14 protein-coding genes are annotated in these 18,268 nt (G+C 54.6%); 5 read left to right on the top strand and 9 right to left on the bottom strand.

Annotation, left to right across the window (positions count from 1 at the left end):
• The first annotated feature begins 64 nt into the window (after positions 1–64).
• The 3 genes from AC3CB2_RS05840 to AC3CB2_RS05830 all read left to right on the top strand — a co-directional run bounded on the left by AC3CB2_RS05840 (position 65) and on the right by AC3CB2_RS05830 (position 3,141).
• Positions 65–1,243 (top strand): urate hydroxylase PuuD, encoded by a 1,179-nt coding sequence (locus AC3CB2_RS05840; protein ID WP_352930160.1) that lies wholly within the window; start codon positions 65–67, stop codon positions 1,241–1,243.
• Between the two features lie 10 nt (positions 1,244–1,253).
• Positions 1,254–1,790 (top strand): 2-oxo-4-hydroxy-4-carboxy-5-ureidoimidazoline decarboxylase, encoded by a 537-nt coding sequence (gene uraD / locus AC3CB2_RS05835; protein WP_352930163.1) that lies wholly within the window; start codon positions 1,254–1,256, stop codon positions 1,788–1,790.
• Positions 1,791–1,929: 139 nt separating this feature from the next.
• Positions 1,930–3,141 carry an ArgE/DapE family deacylase gene (locus AC3CB2_RS05830; RefSeq protein WP_352930166.1) on the top strand — a complete coding sequence of 404 codons (1,212 nt, stop codon included), beginning with the start codon at positions 1,930–1,932 and terminating at the stop codon, positions 3,139–3,141.
• A gap of 33 nt (positions 3,142–3,174) precedes the next feature.
• On the opposite strand, the gene AC3CB2_RS05825 is transcribed toward AC3CB2_RS05830, so the two are convergent.
• The 5 genes from AC3CB2_RS05825 to AC3CB2_RS05805 form a co-directional block, all read right to left on the bottom strand.
• Positions 3,175–3,798 carry a LysE family translocator gene (locus tag AC3CB2_RS05825; RefSeq protein WP_352930169.1) on the bottom strand — a complete coding sequence of 208 codons (624 nt, stop codon included), beginning with the start codon at positions 3,796–3,798 and terminating at the stop codon, positions 3,175–3,177.
• 136 nt (positions 3,799–3,934) lie between these two features.
• The gene (locus AC3CB2_RS05820; protein ID WP_008546548.1) at positions 3,935–4,558 is read right to left on the bottom strand and encodes a LysE family translocator; all 624 of its coding nucleotides are present in this window, start codon (positions 4,556–4,558) and stop codon (positions 3,935–3,937) included.
• Positions 4,559–4,742: 184 nt separating this feature from the next.
• Positions 4,743–5,465 (bottom strand): hypothetical protein, encoded by a 723-nt coding sequence (locus tag AC3CB2_RS05815; protein ID WP_352930172.1) that lies wholly within the window; start codon positions 5,463–5,465, stop codon positions 4,743–4,745.
• Positions 5,466–5,522: 57 nt separating this feature from the next.
• Positions 5,523–6,566 (bottom strand): MaoC family dehydratase, encoded by a 1,044-nt coding sequence (locus AC3CB2_RS05810; protein WP_352930175.1) that lies wholly within the window; start codon positions 6,564–6,566, stop codon positions 5,523–5,525.
• 17 nt (positions 6,567–6,583) lie between these two features.
• Positions 6,584–7,936, bottom strand: coding sequence for an acetyl-CoA hydrolase/transferase family protein (locus tag AC3CB2_RS05805; RefSeq protein WP_352930178.1), 1,353 nt, complete (start codon positions 7,934–7,936; stop codon positions 6,584–6,586).
• A gap of 122 nt (positions 7,937–8,058) precedes the next feature.
• Here AC3CB2_RS05805 and AC3CB2_RS05800 point away from each other — a divergent pair, with 122 nt between their 5' ends.
• Both AC3CB2_RS05800 and adhP read left to right on the top strand, forming a co-directional pair.
• The gene (locus AC3CB2_RS05800) at positions 8,059–8,904 is read left to right on the top strand and encodes an HpcH/HpaI aldolase/citrate lyase family protein (RefSeq protein ID WP_352930181.1); all 846 of its coding nucleotides are present in this window, start codon (positions 8,059–8,061) and stop codon (positions 8,902–8,904) included.
• A gap of 630 nt (positions 8,905–9,534) precedes the next feature.
• Positions 9,535–10,551 carry an alcohol dehydrogenase AdhP gene (gene adhP, locus AC3CB2_RS05795; protein WP_008547091.1) on the top strand — a complete coding sequence of 339 codons (1,017 nt, stop codon included), beginning with the start codon at positions 9,535–9,537 and terminating at the stop codon, positions 10,549–10,551.
• A gap of 195 nt (positions 10,552–10,746) precedes the next feature.
• On the opposite strand, the gene wecB is transcribed toward adhP, so the two are convergent.
• Genes wecB through AC3CB2_RS05775 form a run of 4 tightly spaced genes read right to left on the bottom strand, consistent with a single transcriptional unit; the run spans position 10,747 to position 18,120 of the window.
• Entirely contained in the window at positions 10,747–11,892 is a 1,146-nt protein-coding gene (wecB, locus tag AC3CB2_RS05790) for a non-hydrolyzing UDP-N-acetylglucosamine 2-epimerase (protein WP_352930184.1), read from the bottom strand.
• Between the two features lie 18 nt (positions 11,893–11,910).
• Positions 11,911–13,005: a DUF4434 domain-containing protein gene (locus AC3CB2_RS05785; RefSeq protein ID WP_352930187.1), complete on the bottom strand. Its 1,095-nt coding sequence runs from the start codon at positions 13,003–13,005 to the stop codon at positions 11,911–11,913.
• Complete coding sequence (locus AC3CB2_RS05780) at positions 12,956–16,657, bottom strand: NfrA family protein (protein ID WP_352930190.1); 3,702 nt, start codon at positions 16,655–16,657, stop codon at positions 12,956–12,958. Before AC3CB2_RS05780 ends, AC3CB2_RS05785 begins: the two co-directional genes overlap by 50 nt.
• A complete protein-coding gene (locus tag AC3CB2_RS05775) occupies positions 16,654–18,120 on the bottom strand; it encodes a glycosyltransferase (RefSeq protein ID WP_352930193.1) in 1,467 nt (488 codons plus the stop codon). Before AC3CB2_RS05775 ends, AC3CB2_RS05780 begins: the two co-directional genes overlap by 4 nt.
• Positions 18,121–18,268 lie beyond the last annotated feature (148 nt).

Here is an 18,268-nt window from a genome sequence, read left to right as displayed (position 1 = left end):
TTTTCGCAGTGGGGGCAAGCTCCCACTGCCTACGCATTTCAATTGAACTTAAAAGAACAAGACAATGACAGCCACGTTCCTTAGTGAATGGCTCAATCTGCTTTTCCGCTGGTTTCACTTGATAGTGGGCGTAGCCTGGATTGGGACATCGTTTTACTTCATCGCTCTCGACCTTTCCTTGCGCAAACGGGAAGGGCAGGCACAGGGCATCTTTGGCAGCGCATGGGAAGTCCATGGCGGCGGGTTCTACCATGTTGAGAAATACATGGTTGCGCCAAAAGAACTGCCCAAAGACCTGATCTGGTACAAATGGGATGCCTATCTGACCTGGGTGTCAGGTTTTGCTCTTTTAACGGTTCAATACTACTTCAACGCAACGGTTTACCTCATTGATCCGGAAGTCATGAAGCTTCTGCCGTCTGAGGCTGTTGCAATCTCCATCGCGTCTCTGGCATTTGGCTGGGTGGTGTATGACCGCCTGTGCCGGTCCCCGATTGGAAAGAACACACCACTGCTGGCTGCGTGCCTGCTGGTGATCATTCTGGGCGCGACCTATGGTTATTCTCAGGTCTTTTCTGGCCGCGGAGTTCTCATTCATGTTGGTGCGTTGATCGGCACGTTTATGGCCTTCAACGTGTTCATGGTGATCATTCCGAACCAGAAGAAGATCACAGCAGACTTGCTGGCAGGGCGTGAGCCTGATGCTGCGCTTGGCTTGATTGGCAAGCAGCGCTCGGTTCACAACAATTACCTGACCCTGCCTGTTCTTCTGATGATGGTTTCCAACCACTACCCATTGCTGACAGGGCACAGCCAGCCGGTGCTGGTGGTGGCGCTGATCCTGGTGATGGGCGGTATGGTGCGCCACTTCATCAACCGTCACGATGCTCATGATAACTTCGCCAATTTCTGGTGGGCACTGCCTGCAGCAGCCGTTAGCCTGATTGCTGCGGTGATTGTAACAACGCCGGCCAAGCTGGGTGGTGATGTTGCTGTCTCAGATACACAGGCACTGCAAATTGCGCAGGCTCACTGTGCAAGCTGTCATAGTGCGGTGCCGACCAACGAGGCCTTTACCGAAGCGCCCAAGAACATTGAGCTGGATAGCGTTGCTGATTTGCGCCGCTATGACACTTTGATCATGGCGCAAGCGGTTCGCTCCAATGCCATGCCTTTGGGTAATGAGACCGGCATGACCAAGCATGAGCGTGAGCTGCTTGGTGCCTGGCTGCAAGCGCACTGAGGTGGTGGGGATGACGACATATTCTCTGGAGGAGGTGAACCAGTTCACGCTGGACACCTTTACCGAGGTGTTTGGCAATGTGGCTGAGCATTCCCCCTGGGTGGCTGTGGTTGCGCATCGGGAGGCGCCATATGGGTCTCGTGAGGCTCTGATTGAAGCGTTTGCCAGTTCCTTGCAAGGAGCTGAGGAAGATGCGCAGCTGGCTCTGATCCGCGCCCATCCGGATTTGGCGGGCAAAGCTGCACGGGCTGGAAAAATGGCTGAGGCCTCCGTGAATGAGCAGGCCGGGGCTGGTCTGGATCAGTTGACGGATGCTGAGTATGAGCAGTTCACCCAGCTTAACGATGCCTACAAAGCCAGTTATGGCTTTCCCTTCATTTTTGCTGTGAAAGGCGCAACCAAGCACCAGATTCTGGAGGCTTTTGAGTTGCGCCTGCAAAACTCTGCGGAAGATGAGTTTGTGGAGGCACTGCATCAGATTTGCCGTATTTTCCGGTTCCGTCTGGAGGATCTGGTTTCAGATGAGCAGAGCGCCGTCAGCCCCTGATCCGATTAAACCTGCCTTTCCTACAGTTACGTAATGGGCAGTAATCCACTGGAACATGAGGGTGCGCAAAATAAGAGGCTTGCAACCTTCATCGTTATCCTTTGGATTAGCGAGACTATGAAATTCAAGGGGAGCGTTCATGAAGGCCGCAGTAGAAAGCCGGTTTGCGGAGCAGGTTGAGTTCCTGCGCGAATTGGTCAGGGTGCCAAGCGATAACCCGCCGGGGGATACGGAGCGCCACGCAATGCGGACTGCTGAGCTGCTTGAAGGCCTTGGCTTTACCGTTGAAAAACATCCTGTTCCAGAACCATTTGTGCGCCAGAACGGCATGGTGTCTGTCACCAACCTGATTGTGCGCGAAAAATTTGGCAGTGGCCTTGGCCCTGTGATTGCGCTGAACGCCCATGGCGATGTGGTGCCTCCGGGGGAAGGCTGGTCCAAAGAGCCTTATGGTGCTGAGATTGAGGATGATGCGCTTTATGGGCGCGGGGCGGCTGTTTCCAAGGGAGACTTTGCCACTTACGCCTTTGCGCTGTTGGCACTGCGTGAGTATGCCGACGAGCTGGAAGGCTCCGTTGAGCTGCACCTGACCTATGACGAGGAAGCAGGTGGGTTTGTTGGTCCGAAATGGCTGCTGGAGCAAGAGCTGACCCAGCCGGACTATGCCATCTCCGCAGGCTTTTCCTATGCCGCAACGACGGCACACAACGGCTGTTTGCACATGGAAGTGATCTTCCGTGGTCGTCAGGCCCATGCGGCCATGCCCGAAACCGGCGCAGATGCGTTGCAGGCTGCCACACCGGTTCTTGCTGCGATCTATGCTGAGCGGGAGCGGCTGATGTCCATTGAAAGCGAGCAGGACGGTATTGGGTCTCCTCAGATCACCGTGGGCCTCATTTCCGGTGGCATCAACACCAATGTGGTGCCGGATCGGGTTTCTCTGCGCGTGGACCGGCGTTTGATTCCGGAAGAAAACGGCGAACAGGTGGAAGAGCAGCTGATTGAGCTGATCGAGTCTGTGGTGCCGGAGGACTGCGGGGTTGAAGTAGAATGTCGGCGTATCATGATTGCCGAACCGCTTCGCGAGCTGCCGGGTGCCAAGAAGCTGATTGAAGCGTTGAAATGGCCTGCCAAAGAGGTTTTGGGCATTGAGCTGAAAGCGACTGGCGCACCGCTTTATACAGATGCTCGCCACTATGCAGAGGCTGGCATTCCAACTGTGCTTTATGGTGCCGGGCCGCGCACGATTGTGGAGGCAAACGCCCATGGGGCCGATGAGCATCTGCAATTATCGGATCTGAAGGCCGCAACGATTATTGTGGCGGATGCCTTGAAGACACTTCTTCGATAGATGAGAAAAGCCCGGATGATCCGGGCTTTTTTGTTAGCTGACGCGGCCAGATAGGGCCGTGAAGATGCCCGCTCCCAATAGGCCTGTGCCGCCGACCTTGTTCAGGCGCTTCAATGTGCTTGGGCCGTTGACCACTTTGCGCAAACCACCGGCCATGGAGACCCAGAACAGAGTGTTGATGCCACCGAGGGTGACGAAGGTCAGACCCAGAATGAAGAACTGGGTCAGTACTGGCTGGGTTTGATCCACGAACTGAGGCAAGAACGCTACGAAGAACAGCATGCCTTTGGGGTTGAAGGTGGTGACCAGCAGCGTATCACGGAAAATCTGTTTGGCCGGGACCACGGGCATTTCCACTTGCGCTGCCACGCCGGAGTTGGTGCGCCACATCTTGATGCCGATGTAGATGAGGTAAGCTGCGCCAATGTACTTCATGATCTGAAAGAGCATGGCAGAGGTTGCCAGAACCGCGCCAAGGCCAGCCAATGCAGCGGTGATGGCGAACATATCGCCCAGCATCACACCGGTGACTGAGGCAACAGCCGCGCGCTTGCCCTGACTGAGGCTGTAACTGATGACCATCAATACGGTTGGGCCAGGAATGATCAGCAGCAGCATGCTAGCGGCGGCAAACGCAAGCCAAGTTTCAAATGCCATAAGGAAACTCCGAGAAGTCCAGAGCAGGACTGAAAGAGGTGTATTGATTATGAGCTTACCCACGGAGCGCGCGTTTGGGTAGTGGGGCTGTTTTGAGAAAATCTGGAGTGAGTTTGAGCTAACAGCACTTGCTCTTTTACGGGAACTTGCCGGACAGAGCGATGAATAGGCCGGCACTGAGCAAACCGGTGCCGCCAATTCTGTTGAGCCGTCTTGCGCTTTTTCCGCCCATGAGCATGGTCCTGCAACTGCCGGCCATGGAAGTCCAGAACATGGTGTTGATGCCACCCAGAACAACGAAGGTCACACCCAGCAGCACAAACTGAGGGATGACTGGGACGGTGTCATCCACGAACTGGGGGAGAAAGGCGACGAAGAACAGCATGTCTTTGGGATTGAAGGCAGAGACGAGGAAGGTGTCTCTGAAGATATGAAAACGGGAGGTTGCGGTGATTTCGAGTTGGCCTTTGACCACTGACTTTCTGCGCCACATGCTGATGCCCAGATAGATGAGATAGGTGGCGCCTGCATATTGGAGCAGATCATAGAGAAGGGCTGAGGTGGAAATGACGGCGCCCAGACCGGCCAGAGCGACAGAGATAAGAAGGATGCTTCCCAAGCTCACCCCAAGTGCGGAGGCGATGACGGCTCGCAGGCCCTGACTGATGCCATAGCTGGAGACCATGAGGACGGTTGGACCGGGGATGATAAGCAGGATGATACAGGCGATCACGTAAGTCAGCCAAACCTCGACGGCCATGACGTTTCTCCTGAAACACTTTTGAGACCGGGAGAAATAGGCGCGAAATGTGACCAAATTTCTGTTCAGGACATGACGAAATACAACACTGGAAACAATAGTTTACGCCTCACATATTGTTTCAGTTTCTGCCTATGTTTGATGAGATTTTGAGTGGTTCATTGCTGTTGCGCGAAAAATGCGCTTAGCTGCCAGAATATGGTTTGTGCCAGACCTTCAGCTTGCCGGATGTTTCAAATCCAGCCGCTTGGGCGTGTAGTAGTGCGTCCCCCCGGGCATAACCAGTCACTGGCTTCTCCGGCTTCCACCGTTGCAGCAGCGCAGCCATTTGCCTGAAGGTGTGAGGTGAAAGGTCTTCTGCAAAGAAGTTTGACAGGCCTACCGAGGTGCCGGAATGATTGCCGATGAAGCCTTTGGTGATTTCAGATCCTTCAAAATAACCCCAGAATGCAAAATCGGGATTGTCCAGCAGTTTTGGTGGGAACATCGCACGATCCGTCTGGTTCCCGGCCTTCTTCCAGCGGGTCTCCCAACTCTCCAACTGCTTTGGAGTGGAGATCAACTGCCAGCCTGAGGTGTCTGCCTGAACCCGTGCATCCAGATAAAACCAGTTAGCTTCAAAGAGTGTGCTGAACCCTAATGTTTCCAGAGACAGATCTGCGAAGCTATCCTTGATGAAAACGGAAAATGATGCGTTTGCAGTGAGTTCGCTGATGGTCTGCAGCGGCACTACTGGTTTCAACGTCACAACGCTCGAATAGAACGGCAAGGGTTGCTCTGACGTGAGAAACAGCTCTGAAGACCACTCAAACGAAACTCCATGTGCCTCAAACATATGCCTGTAAAGATCCGCATTGTTATCAGCAGCCTCTTGCTGCCGTATCGTTTCGTCCGTCTTCGTTTGCACGTGCTGTTGCTCACCTAGCTGATTGGAACGTGCATCATAAGTGAAAGTGTGTGGTGATCAATATCCAGCCGCCGCATAGGGGCCTTTGCCTTCTCGGTAGACGAGGAGGGTTCGGGTGTAGGAGAGGGCTTCCTGGGCGGTTTGGTCATGGGCGACGGTTGTTACGGTCAAAATGCCCTGATCTGGTCTGGAGCGGCTTTCGCGCGTCGCCAGGACTTCGCTTGTAACTTTGAAGCGGTCTTCTGCGTAAAAGTGGCGAGACAGTTTTGTATCGGTCCAGCCCAGATTGGCAACCACACGGCCAAAGGTGGAGGTGGTGGCAGCAGTGACGAGGGAGAGCACGTGGAGCTCGGAGGCGGGCAGGCGGTCTCTGCCGTAAATGTCACGGGCGAACTCTCTGTCGTTATAGACTGGATGCCACTGCATGGTCTGGACAGCGTGGCGGAGCATGGAGGAGGGGTGCAGGGTGATTTCCGGGCTGTGCTCGAAGATCTGACCCTTGGCAAAGCCTTCGAAGAAGATGCCGGTAGCTTCCTGTAGGGAGCCGTCCTCGCGCTGGTGATACGCTAAAAACCATGGATTACTGCAGGTGTTGGGCTGATTACTCCAGACCGGATGCTGGCCCTTTTTGAAGATGCTGACCGTGTACGTCAGATTGGCAACCTCGACGCCATTCTGGTTGGTGCAGGAGGCTTTTACGGTGACATCTCCCGTTTTGCCGCTGGTGTCGTCGGTCTTTATGATCTGGCTGGTGCAGTAGAGGGTATCGCCGCCGAAGATGGGGGCGGTCATGGAGATATTCTCAAATGCTGTGATGCGGTCCTTGCGGGCGAAGGTCTTCCAGCTCATGCCGAAGATCTTTTGCAAGGTGAGCGTGGAGACGACCAGTGGCTTTTTGAACTCGGTCTGTGCAGCGTAGTGCTCGTCATAATGCAGCATTGCGCAGTTGAAGGTGTCAAACGCTTCCTCTGCATTTTCCTGCTGAGAAACCGTCATACCGGGGCGATGATGAAACACCTGACCTTCTGCAAATTCTTCGAAGTTCAGGCCGTAGATCTCCAGAAACCGTGTTTCGGAGATTTGTGCGTAGGCTGAGTACATAGCGGGCTCCTTTCAGCCTAGTAGATGGTCAGTTTCCTGGCTTCTTCGCGCAGCTCATCGCGGAATTGCGGGGCAGCGAGCTCAATGAGGGCGTGGGCGCGTTCTGAGGTGGACATGCCGAACAGGTTGGTGCAGCCGTATTCCGTGACAACGAAGCTGACATCGTTGCGCGGGGTGGTGACGATGTTTTGCAGGCGCGGGACGATCTTGGAGACTGTGCCGTTTTTCGCCGTTGCATGGGCTGCCAGCACGGCGATTCCTTCTTTAGAGCGGAAGGCGCCACGCACGAAGTCCAGCTGACCGCCGCTGCCGGAAATCTGGCGCCAGTTGACGGATTCTGAGGCGACCTGCCCAAAGAGGTCGATCTCGACGAAGGAGTTGACGGAGACCATGCGGTCGTTCTGCGCGATGATGTGCGGGTTGTTGACGTAGTGGGCCGGATGGCACGCCATGGTGGGGTTGTTGTCCATGAAATCGTAGTAGTCGCGGTTGGAAAACAGGGCGACGTTGAAGACGGAGTGGCCCACATCCAGCTGTTTGTAGCGGTTGGAGACGTTACCGGCCTGTATCAGCTCTATCATGGTGTCGCCAAGCACTTCGGTATGCACGCCAAGGTCGTTCTTATGTTTCAGGCGTTTGCCAACCTCATTGGGCACGGCGCCGATACCCAGCTGCACACAGGCATGGTCTGGCACTAGGTCTGAAACGAAATCGGCGATTTTGCTGTCTTCCGGGCTCTCGGCCTTTTCAGGAACAATGGTGAGATCGCTGGTGTGTTCGATGATGGTGGAGACCTGTGAGACGTGGATGACGCCGGGGCCGAAGGTGCGGGGCATGTTGGGATTTACTTCTATGATGAGCTTTTCAGCGGCAAAGGCGAGCGGAATGGACATGCTGCCATCTACCCCAAAGCTGAAGTAGCCGTGCTCGTCCATGGGAGAGACCTGAAAGAGGTGCACGTCCGGCTTGCCGCGGCGGGCCAGCACGCCTCTGGCGTAGAGGCTGAAGTGTTCCGGCAGATAATGCGGGATGATCAGGTCCGGATGGCTCTCGCTCATTTCCTGGGCCCGGTCAGCCAGTTGGCGTACGCTGCCGCCCAAAAACGGGCAGAGCAGGCGGATGCGTTTGAGTACCTCCACGTTGATGTATTGATCGACGACCTCTTTACCTGAGCGCAGCAGGTAGACATCCGGCGTGTCGGTGAAGTAGTCGGAAGCGGCAGCTTCACAGAACGCGCGGGTGAGGCGCGGAGGGGTGCCGCAATAGCAACCGAAGGTGATCAGGTGTGTGTCTCGTGCCAGCGTTTTGATGGCCTCATCGGGGCTCATCAGTTTCTGATGATACAGCTGATCATAGTTGGCGACTGGCATGAGGCTCTTTCCGGGATTTGCTAGGTTTGGACCAGCTTGATCCTATCTATTCTCAGGAAATTAATTGTTACTGAGCTACGTTCTGCCTTAGCGGCATCAATGGATTAAGTTGGAGTTCCGGTGTGAAGAGCCTGTTATTCTTACCTGCAGATAAAGCCCATCTTTTTTCAAAGGCAACAGCATCGGGAGCAGGGTGCGTGGTGCTTGATCTGGAGGATGGGGTTGCTGAAACGCAGAAGCCCGCTGCGCGAGATCTTCTGCGTGGATTGCAGGATCAGATACGCGAGCAGGAGGGGTGTGAGATCGGCATCCGGATCTCCTCACTGGGCACACCGGATGGCTTACAGGATATGCTGCGGTTGATGGAGCTGACCCATCTGCCGGACTGGGTGTTCCTGCCTAAATGTGAAAGTCCGCGGGATCTGGAGCAGCTGGACCATTTGCTACAGGCCCATCCCAGTAAGGAAATGACGCGGATCTGTGCGCTGCTGGAAACGCCTGCCGGGCTTTCCAACGCGGAGGCGATTGCGTCTACACATGCACCGTTGCACGCCTTGGCCTTTGGCTACGCGGACTATACGGCAGAGACGGGCGGCACCATGGGGTGGAACAGTCTTGTATGGCCACGTGGGCAGCTGCTGAATGCTGCAGTTCAGAACCATCTTTGGGCGATTGATGGTGTGTTTCTAGACTTCAATGATCCTGAAGGGCTTGAGGATGAAGCTCAGAATGCTCGTGACATGGGCTACAACGGAAAGTTTGCCATTCACCCCTCTCAGGTCAGTGTGATCAACACCTGCTTTGAGCCAAGCGACGAAGAGGTTCAGTGGGCGCTGAATGTACTTGAGCAGCAGAAAAACTTTGCAGGTCAGGGTGCCTTTGTTGTCGATGGCAAAATGGTGGATGCGCCGGTCATCTTACGCGCCCGTCGTGTGCTGGGATTGACTGACAGTGATGCTCATCCATGAGGTTTTGAGCGGTTACGTGCAGTCCTGCACTCTCTGTTCTTTCAAGCAAATGTCTATCTCTGCGCCGCCATGTGTTTGCTTGTCTGGATAAATGTTGATTTATGTATAGTTATAGTATAATATAATAAATTGGCGCATAATTGTGAGTAATTCCATAATCTACCTTATGCATGTTTGGCGATAATTCACGAGGAAAGGGGTCGTTTTAAGTATAAGTTGGTTTGTGGGTTTGGTTTTGCTTTCGGTCAGTGGTCTAGATGAGGGGTGTTTTCCGAAGAGTGGACTGGCAACTGAGAGAGACTCGGGCGTTCCGCGTATCCTCGTATTTTCTTTTACGTAGAAAGACTAAGATACTGAATTCATTTCACTTTACGGAAATGTATGTCCTTGAATACATGATTTTTAGGGATGTGATTTAGGTTTGAAAGAACAAGCTTTTTTAACTTTGAATGACCCTGCTGAAACGCTGTTAACCGCAGAAGTATCCTTGAAATATCATCTCTTTTATACTTACCAGAAGGTTTGTTAGGCTTGCTGTAAATGCAGGTATTTTGTGCTCGCATTTGGAAAATTTAGCTGTCCCTGTATGCTTTGGGGCCGCTCTGGCCCGAACAGGTTTAGGAGCCCGTCATGTCTATGATGAGAGCAGCGGTTGTGCGTGAATTTGGTGCGCCGCTGGACGTGTGTGAAGTTGAAAAACCTACAGTAACTGACGACACAGTTGTGGTGAAGATTGAAGCCACAGGCGTGTGCCATACAGACCTTCATGCTGCTGAAGGTGATTGGCCGGTCAAGCCGACGCCAGCCTTTATTCCCGGCCATGAAGGCGTTGGGATTGTGGTTGAGAAAGGCCGCAATGTGACCTCAGTGAAGGAGGGGGATCGTGTCGGAATTCCCTGGCTCCACACGGCTTGTCGGTGTTGTCGGCACTGCGTAGATGGCTGGGAAACCCTTTGCGAAAACCAGCAGAATTCAGGTTACAGCGTCAATGGCAGCTTTGCAGAATATGCTGTGGCGGATCCGAATTTTGTGGCTCATTTGCCAAAAGAGCTTGAGTTTGCGCCAGCGGCGCCAATCCTGTGTGCAGGTGTGACAGTTTACAAGGGATTGAAGGAAACCGAGACAAAACCGGGGCAAACCGTGGTGATTTCGGGCATTGGCGGTCTGGGCCATCTGGCTGTTCAGTATGCCAAAGCCATGGGCTTGCATGTGATTGCGGTTGATATTGCAGAGGACAAGCTGGAGCTTGCAAAGTCTCTGGGCGCTGACATGACGCTCAATGCCTTCAAGTGTGATCCGGTGGCAGAAGTGCAAGCTGGCGGCGGTGCTGAGGGCGTGTTGGTGACAGCTGTGGCTGGCAAGAGCTTCCAGCAAGGTGTTGGCATGCTGGCCCGTGGTGGCACGATGAGCCTTGTGGGGCTGCCACCAGAAGATTTTCCGCTGAACATATTTGATATGGTGCTGAACCGGAAAACACTGCGTGGTTCCATTGTGGGCACGCGGAATGATCTGCGCGAGTCTTTGGAGTTTGCTGGCGATGGCCAGGTCGCAGCGCATTACACCACAGAGCCGCTGGACAACATCAACGACATCTTCGATCGCATGCGCAATGGCAAGATTGATGGTCGTATCGTGATGGATATGTAAAAGCCTGATTTGAGTATTGTGATGCCGCAGACATACACGTGTCTGCGGCATTGGCTTGTCTATAGATGGTTTGATGAGACGCGTTTGAAGCCAGTTCCGAGCTTGCCAGCACCACAAACCGTGCTATGGGGCGTCTATATCACTAATACGCATAAGGTAGATTATGGAACTAAATGATAAAAGGTCAGTTTCTGATTAGTGGACTGACTTTATATGGTTTTCGACGGCAGCTGCGATGCGCTGTGATGCGTGGCCGTCGCCAAACGGGTTTTTGCGGTCGATCTTTGTGCGCTCGCATTTCAGAATATGTGCAGCTTCGTCTGCGATTGTTTGCTCGCATGTGCCGACCAGTTTTGCAAGTCCGCTGGTCAGAGCTTCCGGTCGTTCGGTTGTCTTGCGCAGGATCAGCAGCGGCGTTCCGAACTCAGGTGCTTCTTCCTGTATGCCGCCGCTGTCTGTCAGGATCAGGTCTGCATCACGTTCCAGTGCCACGAGCGCTTCATAGGATAGCGGCTTGACCAGATGGACGCGCTTGACGTTTTTCAGCACATCCTCAACAACGTCTCTGACCACTGGATTTGGATGCACCGGCAAAACCACCTGCAGATCATCATGGGTGTCGACCATGTGTTTTATGGCCTGGCAAATGCGGCGCATGGGATCGCCCCAATTTTCACGTCGGTGTGTGGTGACCAGTGCCAGTCGCTTTTCAGGCCCCAGTACGTTCTTTAGCTCATGGAGCTCTCGTGCTGGTTTGATCTTCTGAGCCAGATGGCGCACGGCGTCGACCACCGTGTTTCCGGTGGTGAGGATTTTGTCTTCGCTCAGGCCTTCGCGTAGCAAGTTGTCTTTGGCGATGGATGTTGGTGCGAACAGTCTGTGACACAGTTGATCCGCCAGCCGCCGGTTGGCTTCTTCAGGAAACGGGTCCGTCAGCTCACCGCTGCGCAGACCAGCTTCCACATGGCCAACTGGCACGGCACTATAGAAACTGGCAAGTGCACCGACAAAACCTGTTGTGGTGTCGCCATGAACCAAAGCGTATTTGGGATGATGCACGGCCATGTAGGCGTTGATGCCTTTGAGCAGCTCACCGGCCTGGTCGGCCAGTTTGTGGCTAGAGCTGGATACATCGAGCCAGTTGATCTGGGTGATGTCAAAGGACTTTAGCGCTTCTGATGCGATTTCGCGGTGTTGGCCTGTCATGAGAACATGGGCATGAAGACTTGGGCAGTTTGCGATGGCAGAGATGACCGGCGCCATCTTGATAGCTTCCGGGCGTGTGCCAATGACACACAGGACTTTCGCCGCGCCCGATCCGATGATCTCTGGTTCCTTCATCCTATGTGCTTCTGTCCTTTATTGCGGCGTTGACGTGTCGGCGGTTTCCAGCTCTATGCCATTGCAAACCTTGGCGTTTTGCTTCAAAAACGTCTCAATGTCCCGGCTGTGCTTGTTATCGAACTTGAGTACGTGACTGGATAATGAGAATAAAGCCACCGGATTTTCTGAGGTAAAGCGTACGTTTTTCAGACGGCTTTTCATGGTGCCAACGGTGGTTGGGATTGTTTTGAAATCTGCGGTGCGTGGATCAATCTCAAAGATCTCTACCACTGGAATAACTGTATGTTTTTGCTGGCGAAACGCTGTGCTGACCGCATTGTGTAGGCTGCGGCTGGAGTACGGTTCCATAAGCTTGGCCCCTAGCCCATCCTGCAAAAGCAAGATGTCCATGGAGGATTTGCTCATCAGCTTATCCCAGTGACCGGCCAGTTTCTTCGGTTTGCTTTTCAAATCGGTATATCCAGATATGGCCACCGGGCCTGGCAAGATGCTTTTCAGAATTGCTCTGGTCTGGGTGGTGTACCTGGTGACGAGCTTTCTGAGGTTGCTATCCAACAGCAGTTCGCCGTCGATTTCATCTGAGATATACCAGCCCGCGAAAATCTTATTGGGCTCGGATGAGACATAGAGGATTTGTGATTTCAGTGCTTTGGCGAGCTTGCTGGTTTCCTGAAGGCGTTGATGCAGATAGGTGCTGCCGTTCTGTTTCAGCTTTTCGATGAAGGACGGATCGTAGCGCAGGCCGAACCAGATCTTGGCGCCGGATTCATCTGCACCGCGGATCGCTGCTTCCACCCACATGGGAAGTTTGACTGGTTGGCTGACATCCGTGCCCCACAAGGTCCACTGCAGAACCACCTCATCTATGCCAAGTCTTTGATGTGAAAGGAGTTCACTGCGCCATAATCTAGGATTAGGAAAATATTCATCACCCCACGGCTGGATAAAACTCATTTGGATAGGAATACATTCCGGCGCGCCCGAATCTTGTCGCGCAAGGGTTTTATGTGGTGCTATGAATGTGAGGAAAGAGAGGCAGGACAGCCCAACAATCAAGTGCTTAAAAGTTTGCTTGTAGGCCGAGAAGAACCCGGCTGGTTTGGCTGTCATCGGTGTTCAGTACTTCATGTCCTACTCGCCCGAACACTTCCAGCTGAAGCAGGTCACCGTAGGTTTCGGTGTACCACCCTCTCCACTTCAAAGATGCTCCCAGCCCTGCTTCTATGGCGACAGCGCTGGTTTGGGAGTTCCAGTTTCCGCTGCCTATGGAATACGCAAAGGGCGACAAAATCAGGTTAGGATCGAGCCTAAAAGTGTAACCAAGTCGGCCATCTCCATAGAACAGAATGGTTTTTTCGTTTTCGAAGAAACGGCCTCCTTCCAGGTAGAGGCTAACGTAAGGCTCTTTGTCGATGGGCTCGCCGGAGTACATATCGTAAAGGGGCAGGAAGTCGTTGCCACTGGTGAAGGACCAAAGCACCCTCCCCAGCCAGTTGTCTTCGGTGATGCTGCCGCCCTTGAAGAAACGTTCCAGACCGATCTTGAGGTTCTGTGTCATAAAGGGCTTGAAGCGCAGGCCGACGATGGTTTGGTAGGTGTCCGGATTGGGGCGGAAGCTGTAGCGCTCATTGAGCCATTGGGCGCGGGCGATGATCTCGAAGACGCGGCCATTCCGGTAGCCGATCACAGGCGGTCGCCATGCCACTTCCAAAGAGCCAAACGGGCTGCTGGAGGGAATGCCGAGGATGGCGCCTGCGAAGTCCTCTTCGTCCTGCCGCGATGGGCTGGCGCCGTCGAAGAACAGGAAGCTGATCGGGATTTCAAGGATGCGGAGCTGGCGCTGGAAGCGCTCCAGCTTGTCTTGCTCGTAGATGTCGAGATGTTGCTGGTTCAGGGCATGGATTCGCTTACGAAACATTTTAGCAGCCTTCTTGTTCTCATAGGCTGCCAGATAGGTGTATGCGAGGTCTTCCTCCAGATTGGCCTGATCCGGCTTTTCATGCAGGGAGAGCTCAAAGCGCGTGATGGCGAGGTCGTAATCGCCTTGTGCCCGCGCCAGATAGCCGCCGAGGGCCAGAGTGGCTGGGTTGTTTTTGTCTGAGGGCGGCAACTGCTCATATTCGGCCTCAGCTTCCTGCAATTGATCCAACTGGAACAGAACCTGAACCACGGAGAAGCGGTTGTCAGGCGTTGAGGATATGGCACGTGCTCTGCGGAAGTCGTCCAGAGCGCTTTCCAGCGCCTCGTAGGATTGATCGCCTTTGTGGAGGGTGAGCTGGGCTCTGGCGGCGTAGAAGCCTGCCATTTGCTCCTGTGAGAGCTTCGTGGGGTCGAGTTCGGCCAGAAGCTTTTCTGCTTGCGCATAATCCATCTGGCGCAGGTTGATGAAAAGCAGCGCCATACCGGCGGTCTGGTCGTCGTGTTCTTCAAAGCTCTCTTCAAACCATTCTTCAGCCTCTTCAATTTCACCCAGTTGCTGATAGAGGAAGCCCAGCTGATTGGCTGTGGTAAGGCTTGGGCTCAGCTCGTAGGCTTGCTGAAGCTGCTGACGGGCCTTGTCTCTGTCTCCCAGACGCAAATAGAGGCTTGCCAGTGTCAGGTGTTTATCAGCGCTTGCGGGTTGGGCCAGTGCTTCTTCCTGAGCACAGGCCAGCGCTTCCAGATTGCGGCCCAAAGAGCGATAGGCTTCGCACTTGATGGCCATGATGGCGTCGATGTTCTTGGTCTGGTCGAGCTTCTGGACCAGCATGAGCGCGCGTCTGGGGTGATTGAGCTGCAGGGCCAGATAAGCTGCTTCCAGTCGTGTTTCGACTGCCGGGTTCAGCCGCAGAGACTGGCGGTACATCCTTTGCGCTTCTTCCGGCTGGTCTTCTGTTTTCAGGAGACGTGCCAGCGAGAGGAAAGACGCGGCGTACATCTCTTTGCTCTCAATCGTCAGGTTCGCCGTGTTGGTGTAGGCGAAAACGTAGTTGAGCCACATGTCGGCTGTGACGTCCTTGGCCGTGCTTTCCTTGAGCATGAGGTAGGCTGGCAGGACGAGCGTGGGATCGGGCTGAAGCTTCCAGTCCGCGATCAGATAGTCCAGCGTGCTTGTCCAGTCCTCATTGGTGGCGGAAACGGCGGCCAGATCGAACAGCAGCCGTGCGTAGGCTTTCTTGTCGTTCTCATTAAAGGCACCGGCAGCACGGGCTCGTTTGGCACGGGCCAGAGCATCCTGAAGCACGGCAGAGGCAATGCGGTGTTTGTTGGAGAGAAGGGCGACCTGCCCGCGCTTTGCCGTGATGCGCCAGTTGGGCATCAAGGCTTCAGCTTCCTTCAGCACTTCGTTGGCGAGATCCAGATCCCCTGCTCTTCGCGCCAGATCTGAGAGTGTTTGCAGCAGTTCCACCCATGCTTCCGGTGATTTTTGCCGGTCTGTGAACTGGGTGATGGCTCGTAGTTCCACAAGTGCGTTGATGGCCTGCGTTTCCCAGCCGTTGGCGAGCGCGACTTTGCTGAGCTGGAGGCCGTATTCCGGGCTGCGGGTGAGTTTGATCAGCAACCGGCCTGCGGTGACGGCTCTGGCATCATCTCCGGCGCGAATGGCGATGTCTGCCAGCGCCAGATAGTAGTTGGCGGCTTCTTCCGGTCCTGAGGCCTTGGTGTCCAGAATTCTGCCATCTGCGGTCAGCAGCGCCATTTCAGCTTCAGCGCTGGAGCCTTTCTTCACTAAGGCATAGGCGAGCTGTACCCGTGTCGATAATCCTAGAAGGTCAACGCGACCGGGAAGGAGGAAGGCCAGCAGCTCGTCCAGATGACCGGAGTTGAGCGCGGCGGCTGATAGGGCTCTTGCGAAGGTGCGTTGTTCCAATGCGGAAGACTGGCGCCCTGTGAAGAGGCCATTCATTTCGCCCCGGAGCAGCAAGCGGTAGGCGTCTTCGTCTTTGCCTTGCTCCAAAAGCAGGAAAGCTTCATTGAGGATGGCTGTGCGCTGGGTTCTTGGGGCGTTGTCCAGTTTGGAGAGTTCATCCCATTCGCTGCGGGCTTCTTCCAGTTGATTGAAGTTGCGCAGGAGGTCGGCCCTGATGAGGCGCTGTCTTGGGGTGGCGGCGCCCAGCTCCCGCAGGATGTTGAGGGCGTGGAGGGCTTCCTTGGTTTTGCCGAGCTTGATGGCGGCTTCTGCAGCACCAGCCAAGGCTTCCTCCCGATCGCTCGGCAGCAGTTTGCCGGTTTCGATGGCGAGGCGGAAATCATCAAAAGCCTCGGCATATTCACCCGTGAGCATTTGCAGGTGGCCGAGGGAGAGATAGCCACGGCTGAAGGCGGGAGCAAGGGTTTGCAGGGTTTCCAGTTGGTCGATGGCTGCCAGTGGACGGTTGAGACCAATCAGGAGCTGGACCTTTTGCCAGCGGGCGACCAGATGATCGGGATCTTGCTTGAGCAGCTCATCCAGTTCGCGCAAGGCATCTTCTGTTCTGCCTTCTGCCAGTAGCCGGTAGGCCAGATCCAGCAAGGGGTATGAGCGGTAGTCGCGCCATTTGCTTTGCAGGAGTGACTGGCTGTCCTGACGGTCCTTCAGCAAGCTGATGTAATAGGCATCCTTTTGGGCATTGGTGTATGGCGTGTTGCCAGCGATTTCGCTGGGTTCTGGCTGAGGAGCTGGGTTCTGGGACTGGGTTGGAATGGACAGGCCCAACGCAAACATAACCACCCACAGCAAATAGAATGCCGAGTTCCGGTTCGCCTCCTTTCGTGCGTTGTGGGATGAGCGGAAGCGGGTCATGTGGGCGCTTCCTGTTTTACCGGGATGTTATGGAGGCTGTCGTCATCCGGGTAGTCGTGGGCCGTTTTGTCCCATCCGATCACCTCACCTGTGCCCAGATGGCGGATCCACGTTTTGATGGCGCGCATCATGGCGATGTAATTGATGATGATGGAAACGAAATAGCGCAGTGTGACAGGTGCGAGTGCACGCAAACCGTAGTGATAGCCGGTCCAGATATGGCGTTGGAGAAGACGGTGGGCCAGCAGAAGCACGTTGAACCAGATCACGTACCAGAACGGGCTGTTTTCCGGCAGCAATGGCGGCAAGTGGTAGGCATCTGGTGCGAGGTGCTCATAAAGGCGCAGGCACCAGTAGAAGATCAATGAAATATAGCCGATGATGATGGCGTGGCTGAAGAACACCATCTTCCTGTCGCGCCAATAAAAGTACTTATCGGCGAGCCCTCCTTTCCACCCCAGCTGCGCCCAGCCCTGAAAGGCTATGCCGATGGTCCAACGGGTTTTCTGGCGCACGCTCTGCCAGAAGCCAGAGGGAAACAGCTCCTGAGTGACTGCAAAGTCCGTGTGATCGCTCTTTTGGGATGGATGGACCCAGAGTAGGCGGTGAGTGAGCCCCTTCCCTGTGAGCCGCATGGCCAGATCATAGTCTTCTGTGAGTGAGCCGGTGTTGAAGACCTCCGGTATGCCGTTGTCATCTGTTCCGGATATGGACTTGGCGGTCTCAATTGTCTTCTTGGAATAACAGGTGCCAACGCCTGCACCGGGGACGGTTCCGGTCAGGAACCCTCTGACAAGCACTTCCTTGGAGTGGAACTCAGCGAACTCGTCCATATAGTGGCCTGCTGTGAGGTCTCGTCGGCGGCGTGGCAGGGACAGAACAGGCAGCTGGACTACATCGGCCAGTTCCAGACTGGCGTTGAAGATGTGCAGAGCGTTTGGGTTGAGGATGTCTTCGGCATCTTGCATGACGATGCCTGCAAAGGAGATGTTCTGCTCCTGTTCGAATTTTTCTATTTCCGCAATGATGGTGTTGACGCAATCGGCCTTGCAGGTTGGGCCGGGATTATTGGTGACAACGACCCGCAGGTTCTCATGCTCTGCCGCGAGCCGGTTTGCAGCTTTCTGAGTAGCCTCGTCATTGGGATAGACGCCGATGAAGATCCAGTAGGATGGATAATCCAGCTTGCGCATGATGCCGGTGACAGCGGGATAGAGGATGGCTGCTTCATCCCACGCGGGCAGCATGATGGCGAGCGGTCTTGGTGGCACATGGCCGGTTTCGTCAAACAGGCGTTCTTCTGTACGCCCTACAAGCGGACCGCGATACCAGGCGACGAAGAAGTAGTAGAGCGTGTCAACAAACAGGTCATCCGCGCCCGACACCGCAAAGACATAGGAGGCGACGAGGAAGAGGCCCTGGGTAACAAGAAACAACAAGACAAAAGCATCTGTTACCAGCATTCTCCGGTAGACCTCTTTCGCAGTAACTGATCAAAGTTACCCTAGGAGATTCGGGAGAATGCCCTCAGTCATGGGATGTTCTCAGAGGATTGGGCGGAGGCAGTTATAACGTGGGAGGGAGTGCTGAGGTCCCCTCCTTTCTCCGTTT

The organism is Pseudovibrio sp. SCP20, assembly GCF_057774105.1.
Note: the sequence above shows the minus strand (reverse complement) of the source record. Positions and strands in the feature narration are given on the sequence as shown.